This window comes from Paenibacillus sp. LjRoot56 (assembly GCF_964253335.1).
In the GTDB taxonomy this organism is placed as follows: Bacteria; Bacillota; Bacilli; order Paenibacillales; family NBRC-103111; genus Paenibacillus_E; species Paenibacillus_E allorhizoplanae.
Genome location: NZ_CAXURV020000004.1, coordinates 893,780 through 907,000, shown reverse-complemented (window position 1 = coordinate 907,000; position 13,221 = coordinate 893,780). Strand labels below are relative to the sequence as shown.

Below are 13,221 nucleotides of genomic sequence, written 5' to 3'. Positions count from 1 at the left end.
GTTCCTAAGACATGGGATAGACATGGGGGACGGGCTATGATATTTTCCTATCGGAAATTAATTGTTCGCTTACAGTATATTTTGGTTTTTGTAGCATTGACGGTCATTTTATATCAAGTGCTGCTTGCCGTATCCGGCTGGATCCAACCTGTAAACAAATACAAAGCTCCTACTGGCAAATCCGTTAAGGTATTCGGACAAAGCGAGCATGTTTCTTTTGAATCGAATTCAATGAGTGAGCGATTGCGTTTGTTTTATTGGTATGGTGAGTAAAGCGAAAAATAAAGGAATCTCTCCAGTCACCGTGGAATGCTATAGAATGGAAATCATAGCAGGTAAACGAGGGAGAGACTGACATAATGACGAGTGAGCTGCAATCCTTCATCCAATTTCTGACGACTGAACGAGGACTTTCACGGAATACACTCGAATCCTACGAAAGGGATCTCCTTCAATTTGTTGCTTATCTTGAGATGCAGGGTGTTACAAACTGGCGAGATACTGGGAAAGTACATCTTGGAAGTTATCTATCACAATTAAAAACGCTCGGACGAGCTTCAGCGACCTTATCGCGTATACGTGTTTCATTACGTTCCTTTTTTCAATACATGGTGAAAGAACGGCTGCTTGATTCTGATCCTTCTGTTTTCATCGAGGTTCCTAAGTTGGAAAAGAGGATTCCTAAAGTTCTAAGCATTCTCGAAGTTGAAAAGTTGCTTGAAGCTCCTCAATCAGACCAAGTGAATGGCGCCCGGGATAAAGCCATGCTTGAATTACTTTACGCTACAGGGATTCGTGTTTCTGAACTAGTGGCATTAAATATAGCCGATGTGAATCTAGAGATGGGCTTTATTCGATGTATTGGCAAAGCAGAGAAAGAGAGGATGATTCCGCTTAGCGGCATTGCCATTCGGATCATTGATACCTACATCCAGCTCTATCGCATAAAGCTCCTCAAAAGATCGGTAGATGAGGAAGCACTCTTCATTGGGCATTTAGGTACGCGGATGACGAGACAAGGTTTTTGGAAAATTATGAAGCGCTATGCGTTGGAGACGAATATTACGAATGAAATTACACCCCATACGCTAAGACATTCCTTCGCTGCGCATTTAATCGAAAATGGTGCGGATTTAAGATCTGTACAGGAAATGCTTGGTCATTCCGATATCTCATCAACACAGCTCTATGTGCAAGTTACGAAGATCAAAATGAAAGATGTCTATAATCGAGCACACCCGAGAGCTCATTTATGATTGTTGACAGAAGGGCAGCGGCACTTCCAACTGGAATTGCTGCTGTTTTGCATTCACGGGTTGGAAGTGGGATAATGAAGGGTGGATATCATTACTATTAGGAATTGATTTGGAGGGACATCGGTGCGCTTTGAACGAATTAGTTTAATCGTATTAGATAGCGTAGGCATCGGAGAATTGCCGGATGCTGATCAGTTTGGCGACCTTGGAGCACATACCCTAGGTCATATTGCAGAGAAAGTAAGCGGCTTTGCGCTGCCCCATTTGCAGCAAATGGGTTTAGGGAATATTGCAGACATTCAGGGAATTCCTGCGGTAGCGTCGCCAGAAGGCTATTATGGCAAAATGGCAGAGGTTTCCGTTGGCAAAGATACGATGACGGGTCACTGGGAATTGATGGGACTCCGTATTTCTACACCATTTAAAGTGTTCCCTGACGGTTTTCCCGAAGCCTTGATCTCGCAATTTGAGCAAGAGACAGGTCGGAAAGTGATCGGAAATAAACCGGCTTCGGGGACTGAGATTTTAGATGAGCTTGGCGAAGAGCAGATGAAAACTGGCGCATGGATTGTCTACACGTCAGCGGATAGTGTGTTCCAGTTGGCCGCACATGAAGACATCATTCCACTAGACGAGCTGTATCGCGCATGCGAGATTGCCCGCAAGCTAACTATGCAAGATGAATTTGCCGTGGGGCGTGTGATTGCAAGACCTTATCTGGGTTCACCAGGTGCGTTCAAACGAACGCCAAACCGTCATGATTATGCGGTCAAGCCACCAGAGCCTACCGTTATGAATCAACTGAAGGATGCCGGATGGGATGTCATTGCCATCGGTAAAATTAATGATATCTTTGATGGGGAAGGGGTCACGAAAGCGACCTCAACGAAAAGCAATTTGGATGGCATTCAGAAAACGATTGACGTGCTCGGGACCTCATTTAAGGGCCTAGCTTTTACCAATCTAGTCGATTTCGATTCCTTGTATGGACATCGACGTGATCCTGAAGGCTACGGAAAGGCGTTAGAGGAATTTGATGCCTATGTACCACAGCTGAAAGCTGGACTCGGTCCGAAGGATCTGCTGATCTTGACCGCGGATCATGGGAATGACCCTGTGCACGCAGGGACGGACCATACACGCGAGTATGTACCCATTTTGCTGTATAGCCCAAGCTTCCAATCGCCAGTTTCCTTGGGAATCCGTGGAACCTTTGCAGATTTAGGCGCGACGATCGCTGAGAACTTTGGCGTAGAACCAACTAAGAATGGTGAGAGCTTTTTGCATCTTTTGAAATAAAGTTGAGTTACATTAATTTGAGGAGGCATGATGACATGTCAGGTACATCCATGATTCAAGAAATTCAAGAAGCTGCAGCATTTATTAAAAAAGAAACAAATATGACACCACAAATTGGTCTTATTCTAGGTTCAGGTCTCGGCGTTCTAGCTGATTTGATAGAAGAGCCCATTGTAATCGACTATTCACGTATCCCGCATTTCCCGGTCTCTACTGTTGAGGGACATGCTGGTGAGCTCGTTGTGGGCTCCATTAAAGGTAAGCAAGTCCTCATGATGAAAGGGCGCTTCCATGCTTATGAAGGTTACGGGGCTGAGACGGTTTCTTTCCCTGTACGTGTAATGAAAGAGCTTGGTGTACAAACCTTGATCGTTACTAATGCAGCTGGTGGAATCAATGAGTCCTATCAAGTTGGCGATCTCATGGTCATCAGCGACCATTTGAATATGACGTTCCGCAATCCGTTGATTGGGCCGAATGATTCAGGGCTAGGTGTTCGCTTCCCGGATATGTCAGAGGCTTACAGTAAGCGTCTGCGTAAGTTAGCGCATGATGTTGCGGCTACGCAGGATTTTAAATTACAAGAAGGTGTTTATGTCGGGCTGCTTGGACCTAACTACGAAACACCTGCTGAAATTCGCATGTTCCGTACATTGGGTGGAGACTCCGTTGGGATGTCTACTGTTCCTGAGGTCATCGTGGCTCGTCATGCGGGCATCGAAGTATTGGGCTTCTCTTGTATTTCCAACATGGCATCGGGTATATTAGACCAACCGTTATCCCATGCAGAAGTGATGGAGACGACGGAGAAAGTTAAACCTAAATTTTTGAAGCTAGTCCTAGGGATTATTGAGGCACTATAAGAGCGTGTTCAAACAACCTCTATAAGCAGATAAGGAGAACAACATGACATTGACTTACATTCAACAAATTAATGAGGCTGCAAGCTTCATCCAATCGCGTTTAGGCAGTGTGTCACCAACAATTGGACTTGTTCTAGGTTCAGGACTTGGCGATATGGCGAATCAGGTTGAGCAGCCAATAGCGATCGAATACAGTGACGTTCCACATTTCCCTGTATCTACAGTAGAGGGCCATGAAGGCCGTTTTGTGATTGGGACTTTAGAAGGTAAGCAGGTTATCGTGATGCAAGGCCGTTTTCACTATTATGAAGGCTACGATATGAAAAAAGTGGTGTTCCCGGTTTACGTGATGAAAGCTATCGGGGTACAGACCGTTGTAATGACGAACGCGGCGGGAGGGATGAATCGCTCCTTCCAGGCGGGTGATTTGATGTTGATCAGTGATCATATCAATATGACAGGCGATAACCCGTTGATTGGACCGAACCATGGTGAGCTCGGTGTTCGTTTCCCAGATATGTCAGAAGCCTATAATCGTGACTATCGCCGACTTGCTCGTGAGTTGGCATCATCTGTTGTGGGAGAAGATGGCACACCACTCAAGCTCCAGGAAGGCGTATATGCGGGTATTACAGGTCCTACCTACTGTACACCTGCAGAGTTGACGATGCTTGCACGTATCGGAGGCGATGCGATCGGTATGTCCACTGTAGGTGAAGTGATTGCTGCCCGTCATGCAGGACTTAAAGTGCTGGGCATTTCATGCATTACAGATATGGCCATTGGTGAGGAACTCGAACCCTTGACGCATGAGCAGGTTGTGGCTGTGGCGAATCGAACGAAGCCCAAATTTATTGCTTTGGTGAAAGCATTTGTTCGTGAGGTTGAATTGGGATAAATTGGATCGAAAAAAACATGATTTTTTGCGGGGTTAGGCGCCTTAAGACCTATCCTTCCTATGGGCCACATGGTAGAATATAGTTAATTAGAACTATATTCGATGGTAATCTTTCTGAGAGAGATTACCTATTCCATAGAAGGATGTGTTGTAGCATGTCAGTTCCTCAGCAACTCATGGTGGCCAATTGCCCGCGCTGCGGGAAAGTGTTTCAAAGAAATTTACGCAACCAATGCATGGATTGCAGCACTAGTATCAACGATCAATTAAAGGATTGTCTCGATTATCTCCGTAGAAATTATCGTTCATCCAATGAGCAGGTTTGTGCTGCTACAGGTGTTTCCAATATTCAATTACAAGTTTGGATGAAAGAAGGCAAGTTACATCTTTCTGATTATCCTAATTTGAGTTATCAATGTGCTTCCTGTGCGGAACCAATTCGTGAACATAAGTTGTGTGTTAGTTGCAGCACGCGTATTACTCATGAAATTCGTAAGCTTTCAGAGAGTGGGACCGTACAGCAACGAATGAAGCAACCTGAGTTGAAACCTCAGGGTATCACGGGTGGCTTCAAAATTAGTGATCGTTGGAATCGCGTGTAATTTGCTGTGGAATGGGCAATAGTAAGATGGAGTTCAGTTCACAATTCTGTCACGAAATAGTCAATTTTTTGCCACGGACTAGATATGGGATTATTCTCTGATGTTAGGTAGAATAGATGAAGTGAACACACGATGAGGGGGATATGCATGCAAAAGTGGATTTTCTTTGTACTATTTATACTTGCGGGCGCATTGGGGCTGGGAGTCCTCTTTCAAGATATTTCTGATCGCCAAGAGGCACAGGAAGCCGAGGCTGCCGCTGGTAAAATGCAACAGCTAAAATTAGTTGCTTCAAACTGGCAGTTTGATACGCCAGAGTACACGATCAAAAAAGGTGAACCTACAAAAGTATCTTTATCTTTAAAAGAAGGCGTACATGCGGTTGAAATTGTTGGTTTGGATATTAAACTTGACAAAGAAAACCCTTCTAAAGAAATTACGTTTGACAAACCAGGTACATATGAAATTGATTGTGTTCTTCCTTGCGGCGAAGGACATGCCAAAATGAAATCCAAACTAATTGTACAATAATCTTCATAGATAACAGATAAGAGGGGGCTTATTAGCTCCCTTTTTTCCATTTTCCTAATTGTGATGTAAGATGGTAGCTAAAGCGGATGCTTACGATGTCAGTTTTCTGGCGAAAACTTTAAGGAGGTAATATCATGAGAATGGTTGATTTAATACATAAGAAACGTGTTGGTGAAGCGTTAAGTGAACAGGAAATTACGTTTATCATCAATGAATATACCGCGGGGAGTATTCCTGATTATCAAATGTCCGCCTTCTTGATGGCGACCTTTCTAAACGGAATGACAGATGAAGAAACGTCGTTTCTTACACTCGCAATGGCAGGATCCGGTGAAATGATTGATTTATCTGCGATTGCTGGTGTGAAAGTGGATAAACATTCGACGGGTGGCGTAGGGGATAAAGTTAGCCTCATCGTAGGTCCAGTTGTGGCTTCGCTCGGAATACCTGTTGCTAAGATGTCAGGTAGAGGGCTAGGGCATACAGGAGGTACGTTGGATAAACTGGAGTCTATTCCAGGTTTTCAAATCGAGTTGTCGAAAGAAGCCTTTATTGAGGCGGTTAACACGAATAAAATAGCCATTGTCGGACAGAGTGGCAATTTGGCTCCAGCAGATAAGAAAATCTATGCCTTACGTGATGTGACGGCAACGGTGGATTCGATCCCATTGATCGCCAGCTCCATCATGAGTAAGAAAATTGCTTCTGGCGCTGAAGCGATTGTATTGGATGTGAAAATAGGTTCCGGTGCCTTTATGAAAACGGTCGAGGATGCAAGAGTACTTGCTCGTACAATGGTTGATATCGGAACTCGTCTGAATCGGAAAACAATTGCGATGATTACCGATATGGATCAGCCGCTTGGCCGCGAAATCGGAAATGCGAATGAAATTCGAGAATCCATCGATGTATTGCGCGGAACAGGAGACAAGGAGCTAACGGAAGTTGCGATTTCTGTTGCCGCTTATATGGCAGTCCTGGGTAAGGTGTTTACCTCCTTTGAGGAGGCGCAGGAAGCTGTTCGTGACATCATCTCCAAGGGGAAAGCATTGGATACGTTCAAGCGCTTTATCGCCAGCCAAGGCGGCGACTCGCGTGTTGTTGATCAGCCTGAGCTATTGCCAACGGCAGCTTATCATATCGAGGTTACTGCACAACAAGCTGGCTTCATTAACGAGATTCAAGCGGAAAATATCGGCATCGCAGCGATGGTCCTTGGCGCGGGACGAGCGAAGAAGGAAGACTTGATTGATTATGCAGTAGGACTGACGTTAAATAAGAAAATAGGAGATGCCATTCAAATAGGGGAATCCATTTGTACCATCCATGCGAATCGACTCGACGTAGCTGAGGTTGAAGCGATGATTCTCGATGCCTATAAAATCACGTCTTCGCAGCCTGCACAGAAGCAATTAATTTATGATGTAATCGAATAACAGTTGCAGTGAACATGCACTTTCCTAACGGAAGGTGTTTTTTTTCGTTCTGGCTTATTTTCACCGTCATGGAATAATTTAGAGGAATTTCGTCAACACTGATTAGCAGTCATTCATGCTGCAAAATGCCAAAACTTTCACTTCATACATCACAGGAGGGGTACAATTGCTATGCGAAAAAAAGGGCTAATTAGTTTTATTTGTTTACAACTAGGTGTGATGCTGGTTCTGCCAGCGATTTATGCGGCGGAAACCAAGGTTCAACCCGTGGATCTAACACCGAATGCGCTATCAGCTGTTCTCATGGATGCGGATACTGGCACGGTGATTGCGGAGAAGAATAAGGATGCTAAACTTCCGCCAGCGAGTATTACCAAAATCATGACCATGCTATTGATTATGGAAGCAGTCGACAAGGGTACCATCAAAATGGATGAAAAAGTCAGCGTTAGTGAATATGCGGCTTCCATGGGAGGCTCACAAATCTTCTTAGAGCCTGGTGAACAAATGTCTGTTCAAGAGATGCTGAAAGGCATCGCAATGGCTTCTGGAAATGATGCCTCTGTCGCAATGGCTGAGAAAATTGCGGGATCGGAAGAGAATTTTGTTGCCATGATGAATGAGCGAGCAGGTCAACTCGGGATGAAGAATACCCATTTCTCCAACTGTAATGGACTTCCTGTGGCGAATCACTATACAACGGCGAATGATATCGCGATTATGTCACGTGAACTTCTGAAGCACGAAGGGATTACAAATTTCACTGGTGCCTACCAAGATTATTTACGCAAAGACTCACCGAAGCCATTCTGGCTTGTAAATACAAATAAATTAGTGCGTTTCTATAGTGGAGCCGATGGATTGAAAACTGGCTATACGAGTGAAGCCAAATTCTGTTTGTCAGCTACAGCTAAACGAGATAATTTACGTGTTGTTGCTGTTGTACTGGGTGAACCTAATACCAAAACGCGAAACGCGGAAGTAACAAAGTTGTTTGATTATGCTTTTGCGCAATATACGAATTATCCATTGTTCAAAACAGGAGATAGTTTGGGAAGCTTCACGATAAATAAGGGTCAAGTATCGACAGTTCCGTTAGTTGCAAAGCAGAATTATAGCATATTAATGAAAAAAGGGACGGACACGGCAAATATCCGACATGAATTGCAGCTTGATCCAAGCTTGAGAGCACCTGTAAGTGAAGGTCAACCGATTGGTAAAATCATGGTCTACAATGGGGATAATGTCTTGGCTGAATACCCTTTAGAGTCTCCGCAAGCTGTTGATAAAGCATCTTGGTGGAAGCTGTTTAAGCGGACAACGTCGGAGTTATTTAGGACGAATTAATGCGGAAAACAGCGAATAGAAGTTGATGTGATCGTATATTTTGCCTTCTTTTAGCGGTTTTCTTCTAGTTTTGTCGGGTGGCAGGAAATGCCAACTCAGTTGTAGAAACTAGTGTTCATGACCTGAAGGGAGTGAACATATTGGGCATGCAAATTGAGTTTGAGCAAGGCAGAAGAGCGCTGATTGTTAGATTGAAGGGTGAACTTGACCATCATGCAGCGGATAGTGTAAAGGCGAGGATGGAGGATGCAATTGCGAAGGAGCAGACGCATCACCTCATTCTTAGTTTGAAGGACCTCTCCTTCATGGATAGCTCAGGTCTAGGCGTTATTCTTGGCCGTTATAAGCAAATCACGAGCAAAGGCGGCAAAATGGTCGTCTGTGACGTCTCACCGGCTGTTTATCGCTTGTTCGAACTTTCGGGAATGTTTAAGATCGTTTCGATTCAAGATAACGAACGTAATGCAATGTCCAGTTTGGAGGTTGCTTTATGAGTGAACGAAACTTTATGACCTTGCAATTTGCCAGCCGATCGGAGAATGAAGCTTTTGCACGTGTAGCAGTAGCCGCATTCGTTTCGCAATTAGATCCAACATTAGATGAATTGACGGATATCAAAACGGTTGTTTCAGAAGCCGTAACGAATTCGATTATACATGGTTATAACAATAATCAGGATGGTGTCATTACCATTTCAGCTGAAATTGATGATGACACGATTCGATTGACGATTGAGGACAAGGGTGAAGGTATTGCTGATTTAGAGCAAGCGAAGGAGCCCTTGTATACCTCTAAACCAGAGCTAGAACGTTCTGGGATGGGCTTTACAATTATGGAAAATTTCATGGACGAAGTGGAAGTTGTGACGGCCGTCGGAATCGGAACGAAAATAAACATGTTGAAGCGAATTGAATCTAAAAAAGCTTTATACAATTAGGGGTAGGATCTATGGATGTTGATCTGAAGCATGCTTCTCATAGTTATTTAGACGATTCGGAAGTCAAACGGTTAATCGCCCTCAGCCAATCCGGAGATGGACTCGCTAGAGAAACACTTGTCAGCTGCAATATCCGTTTGGTGTGGTCCGTGGTTCAGCGCTTTTTGAACCGTGGTTACGAAGCCGAAGACTTGTTCCAGATCGGGTGCATTGGACTGCTCAAGTCCGTGGACAAATTCGATCTATCGTATGATGTCAAATTCTCAACCTATGCCGTCCCGATGATTATCGGGGAAATTCAGCGGTTTCTACGAGATGATGGTACATTAAAGGTAAGCCGCTCTCTGAAGGAGCTTGCGAACAAAATTCGCAAGACGAAGGATGAACTTTCGAAACGCTTGGGGAGGCTTCCTACGATCAAAGAGGTTGCCGAGGAGCTTATGATTACGCCGGAGGAGGTTGTGTTCGCTCAAGAGGCGAATAAACCTCTCTCGTCGATTCATGAGACCGTATTTGAGAACGATGGAGACCCCATCACGCTCATGGACCAAATTTCGGATGAATCCGGCGAGAAATGGTTCGAGAAGTTAGCCTTGAATGAGGCGATTGGGACGCTCAATGAGCGAGAAAGACTTATTGTATATCTCCGCTATTTTCGTGATCAGACGCAGTCGGAGGTTGCAAGCAGACTGGGTATATCTCAGGTGCAGGTATCGCGCTTGGAGAAGAAAATTCTGCAATCGATCAAGGATCAGATTGCACAATAATTGTTTCTATACGCAACAGCGCGCTGGTATAACCGTGCTCCCTATGGGAGGACGGTTTTTCAGTGCATATACGTATAGCCGCTAATTTCCCATGAGTAAGTATCAGGGGGATGAGCGGCTTGTTCCTTATACACCGAACGCTTTTTTACCGTGCCGAATAACGGTCAACCGCATAAAATCTGACGCAGTATATCCCGCATAAACCTACGAGGGAATATACAATACGACTTAACCCTGAAGATTCACGGTGTGAATCTCCCCCAAGTAGAGCAGAAACTAAATCCCATTCGAAAAGCCCAACTAGAAGCCAATTCAGCGCACCAATGATGACGAGTGTTAACGCGAATTTTGCCATGTTATCACCTTCTTTATATGGAATAAGTAATCGTATTCCCTATTTAACATGCCTTGCCATATCCAACTTTATGCATGGAGAATTTACCAAATCTCGAATGGATTACGAGAAGGAAGGATTTTGCATACTATTCCTATACATGGATGACTGCAGACAGAATTGACATTGTTAAGCTCTGAGAGGGGTGAACCATGGACCAGGTAGTTAATAAATATTTATACATACGTCTGCGCCGCAAAGCTCGCGTTCGCAAAGGTCAGATCGTGAGACTACACCACATTGCACAGCTATTTGTGGAGCCTGAATATGAACAAGCTCTGAATGAATTGATTATCCATCAACCCCAGCAAGAGGATGGGAATCGCGTGCTCATTGACATGCTATTAATCATTCGTAAAGTAAAGAAACGGTTTCCCGAGCTGCAAGTTGAACATTTTGGAGAACCACACGTGTTGTTAGAAATATACACCGATAATAAGAAGGCAAATCCGCTTCTCATAGTGATCGTATGGTTGCTTTTATTTATTGGCTCTGGGCTGGCGATCATGAACTTCCATGCGGATGTGTCCATGCTAACCGTCCATCAGCGTATTTATGAATTGATGACGGGTAAAAAGGTCGATCATCCGCTCATTTTGCAAATACCCTATTCAATTGGCATCGGTGTAGGTATGGTGCTTTTCTTTAACCATCTGTTTAAAAAGAAATTCAACGAAGAGCCGAGTCCTTTGGAAGTTGAGATGTTTATGTATCAAGAAAATATTAATCATTACGTAATCACAGAAGAATACTCGAAAATCAATGAAGAAGGGGACGCGAAGTGATTACGCTGATCGGGGAAGCTTTCCTAGCTGCTTTTATCGGATTAGCTGGAGGCATTGCAGTTGGGAGCGGCATGGTTGCCTTTCTAGTCGTTCTGGATATCATCCCTAGGTTAGCTCAAATCTCACGTTCATTCTCCAAAATCCACGCTTATGAAGCAGCGGTAGTACTAGGCTCACTCGTGTTTACTTGGGTGGATTTCAGTGATTTGCATATGCATTTATTTCCAATGGGCGCAGCACTATTTGGTCTATTTGCAGGTTGTTTCGTTGGCTTGCTAGCGGCTGCACTGACTGAAATCGTCAATGTGCTGCCGATTTTGGCTAAACGAGTAGGAATGGATTCTTATCGAATTGTGTTATTAATGGCCATGATTTTCGGAAAGGTAATTGGCTCCTTGTTTGAATGGTTATTTTATTAAAGAGCGGAGGATGGTGGCGCACCAATGAAATTTATTGTTCGAAATGGTCAAAACAGCGAAGAGGAGAAATTGCAAGACCTACAGGACGATGATAAACAAGAAAATCAAGAAGAAAAGTTAGCTGTTGATGAGGAAGGGAATTTATCGGCCTATAATCCCATTACGAATATGACGCCGAGAGAGAAGGCACTTAAGATCCAAGAAGATATTCCTAAAAGTCTGCGAGAAGTACAGCGCGTATTGGAAGAAAGGGTCGGCTTAAATCGGAGTTTTGATCTTGTGATGAGAGAGATGGTGTTTGGATCTAAACGCGTCGGAATCTTCTACTGCAACGGGTTCGCGAAAGATACTGTGTTGACGGACATAATTACTCGACTGACCTATGCAGATAGTGAAGCAGTGGCTCACCATACGTTGGAAACTTTTATTGAAAAATTAATCCCACATATTCAAGTGAAGCATTATACGAAAATGTCGGAGATTGTTGGACAAGTGTTAATGGGTGGGACTGCATTCTTCATTGAGGGAGTAACGACGGCCATTGCGGTTGATGCGAAAAGCTTCCCTGTTAGATCGATTGCAGAACCAGATTTAGAACGTGTGGTTAGAGGTTCGCGCGATGGTTTTGTAGAAACGTTGTTAGTGAATGTTACCCTAGTTAGACGGCGCATTCGTGATGAGCGTTTTAAACTAGAAATCATGCAAATCGGTAAGCGTACGAAGACAGATGTCTGTATCGGATATATTAATGATATTGCGGATGCGGCACTTGTCCAAGATATTAAAGACAAAATGAAACAAGTAGAAATTGATGGTCTGCCCCTTGGTGAGAAGCAATTAGAGGAAGTGATTGTAAATAAGGGTTGGAATCCATACCCCATGGTGCGCTATTCGGAGCGACCGGACGTGGTCTCGGCACATCTATTAGAAGGTCATGTCTGTGTGTTTGTGGATACCTCTCCAAGCGTCATGATCTTGCCGACGACCTTTTTCCATCATGTGCAACATGCTGAGGAATATCGGAATACACCATTTATCGGTACCTATTTGAGGTGGGTACGTTTTGCCGGCATTATGATGTCGATCTTCTTGCTGCCACTCTGGTATCTAATGGTAATGGAGCCTTCCCTAAAACCAGCGGGATTAGAATTCCTTGGCCCGCAGAAGGAAGGTACGTTGCCGCTCCTCATTCAATTCCTGATTGCAGATATAGGAATCGATCTCATGCGGATGGCAGCGGTACATACCCCTTCACCGCTTGCAACTGCGATGGGGTTGGTGGCCGCGATATTGGTCGGAGATATTGCTGTTAAGACAGGACTCTTTATCAACGAGGTCATCCTCTACTTAGCACTCGCTTCAATCGGGATGTTCGCTACTCCAAGCTATGAATTAGGTTTAGCGAATCGAATCGTGAGGCTGGCGTTATTAATTACAGTGTCTATTTTTGGAGTTCCTGGGTTTGTGATTGGCTCCACATTATGGCTAATTATGTTAGCTTCAAAGAAATCTTATGATGCTCCCTATATGTGGCCGTTTATCCCGTTTAATGCCAAGAGCTTTTTCGCAATTTTGCTTCGTCGACCAGTACTAGCAAGCAAAACAAGACTTAGCATTACAAAGCCAATTGATGGTACCCGTCAACCTAAATCATAGCTTAAAAATGGGCTGGAATCTTCCTGCCCTT

Annotated in this window: 16 protein-coding genes; 15 read left to right on the top strand and 1 reads right to left on the bottom strand. The window is 44.1% G+C overall.

From position 1 onward, the window contains the following. Positions 1–36 precede the first annotated feature (36 nt). The 12 genes from ACSQ8O_RS30010 (at position 37) to sigF (ending at position 9,936) form a co-directional block, all read left to right on the top strand. Positions 37–273, top strand: coding sequence for a DUF4227 family protein (locus ACSQ8O_RS30010; protein WP_056614586.1), 237 nt, complete (start codon positions 37–39; stop codon positions 271–273). 86 nt (positions 274–359) lie between these two features. After that, positions 360–1,256, top strand: a complete 897-nt coding sequence (gene xerD, locus ACSQ8O_RS30005) for a site-specific tyrosine recombinase XerD (RefSeq protein ID WP_436244633.1) — start codon at positions 360–362, stop codon at positions 1,254–1,256. A 123-nt stretch (positions 1,257–1,379) separates the two neighbouring features. Beyond that, positions 1,380–2,555 carry a phosphopentomutase gene (deoB, locus tag ACSQ8O_RS30000; RefSeq protein WP_436244632.1) on the top strand — a complete coding sequence of 392 codons (1,176 nt, stop codon included), beginning with the start codon at positions 1,380–1,382 and terminating at the stop codon, positions 2,553–2,555. A 35-nt stretch (positions 2,556–2,590) separates the two neighbouring features. After that, positions 2,591–3,418 carry a purine-nucleoside phosphorylase gene (locus ACSQ8O_RS29995; protein ID WP_436244631.1) on the top strand — a complete coding sequence of 276 codons (828 nt, stop codon included), beginning with the start codon at positions 2,591–2,593 and terminating at the stop codon, positions 3,416–3,418. Between the two features lie 43 nt (positions 3,419–3,461). Continuing rightward, complete coding sequence (locus ACSQ8O_RS29990) at positions 3,462–4,316, top strand: purine-nucleoside phosphorylase (protein WP_436244630.1); 855 nt, start codon at positions 3,462–3,464, stop codon at positions 4,314–4,316. 155 nt (positions 4,317–4,471) lie between these two features. Next, positions 4,472–4,918, top strand: coding sequence for a flagellar protein (locus ACSQ8O_RS29985; RefSeq protein WP_436244629.1), 447 nt, complete (start codon positions 4,472–4,474; stop codon positions 4,916–4,918). A gap of 147 nt (positions 4,919–5,065) precedes the next feature. Further along, entirely contained in the window at positions 5,066–5,449 is a 384-nt protein-coding gene (locus tag ACSQ8O_RS29980) for a cupredoxin domain-containing protein (RefSeq protein ID WP_056614567.1), read from the top strand. A gap of 134 nt (positions 5,450–5,583) precedes the next feature. Then, on the top strand, positions 5,584–6,885 hold the full coding sequence (locus ACSQ8O_RS29975; protein WP_436244628.1) for a pyrimidine-nucleoside phosphorylase: 1,302 nt from the start codon (positions 5,584–5,586) through the stop codon (positions 6,883–6,885). Positions 6,886–7,056: 171 nt separating this feature from the next. Beyond that, the gene (locus ACSQ8O_RS29970) at positions 7,057–8,232 is read left to right on the top strand and encodes a D-alanyl-D-alanine carboxypeptidase family protein (protein ID WP_436244627.1); all 1,176 of its coding nucleotides are present in this window, start codon (positions 7,057–7,059) and stop codon (positions 8,230–8,232) included. Between the two features lie 140 nt (positions 8,233–8,372). Then, positions 8,373–8,726, top strand: a complete 354-nt coding sequence (spoIIAA, locus tag ACSQ8O_RS29965; RefSeq protein WP_082595419.1) for an anti-sigma F factor antagonist — start codon at positions 8,373–8,375, stop codon at positions 8,724–8,726. Beyond that, entirely contained in the window at positions 8,723–9,169 is a 447-nt protein-coding gene (gene spoIIAB, locus ACSQ8O_RS29960) for an anti-sigma F factor (RefSeq protein WP_056614558.1), read from the top strand. The genes spoIIAA and spoIIAB overlap by 4 nt, the downstream gene beginning before the upstream one ends. Before the next feature lie 11 nt (positions 9,170–9,180). After that, positions 9,181–9,936, top strand: coding sequence for an RNA polymerase sporulation sigma factor SigF (gene sigF / locus ACSQ8O_RS29955; protein WP_056614554.1), 756 nt, complete (start codon positions 9,181–9,183; stop codon positions 9,934–9,936). Positions 9,937–10,081: 145 nt separating this feature from the next. Here the strand turns inward: sigF and ACSQ8O_RS29950 are convergent, their stop codons facing one another. Beyond that, positions 10,082–10,291, bottom strand: a complete 210-nt coding sequence (locus ACSQ8O_RS29950; protein WP_082595418.1) for a DUF378 domain-containing protein — start codon at positions 10,289–10,291, stop codon at positions 10,082–10,084. 191 nt (positions 10,292–10,482) lie between these two features. Here ACSQ8O_RS29950 and ACSQ8O_RS29945 point away from each other — a divergent pair, with 191 nt between their 5' ends. The 3 genes from ACSQ8O_RS29945 to ACSQ8O_RS29935 are packed head-to-tail and all read left to right on the top strand — an operon-like array spanning position 10,483 to position 13,190. Further along, positions 10,483–11,115, top strand: a complete 633-nt coding sequence (locus tag ACSQ8O_RS29945; protein ID WP_436244626.1) for a stage V sporulation protein AA — start codon at positions 10,483–10,485, stop codon at positions 11,113–11,115. Between the two features lie 5 nt (positions 11,116–11,120). Then, the gene (locus ACSQ8O_RS29940) at positions 11,121–11,534 is read left to right on the top strand and encodes a stage V sporulation protein AB (protein WP_056616974.1); all 414 of its coding nucleotides are present in this window, start codon (positions 11,121–11,123) and stop codon (positions 11,532–11,534) included. Between the two features lie 24 nt (positions 11,535–11,558). Continuing rightward, on the top strand, positions 11,559–13,190 hold the full coding sequence (locus ACSQ8O_RS29935) for a spore germination protein (protein WP_436244625.1): 1,632 nt from the start codon (positions 11,559–11,561) through the stop codon (positions 13,188–13,190). The last annotated feature ends 31 nt before the right edge of the window (positions 13,191–13,221 follow it).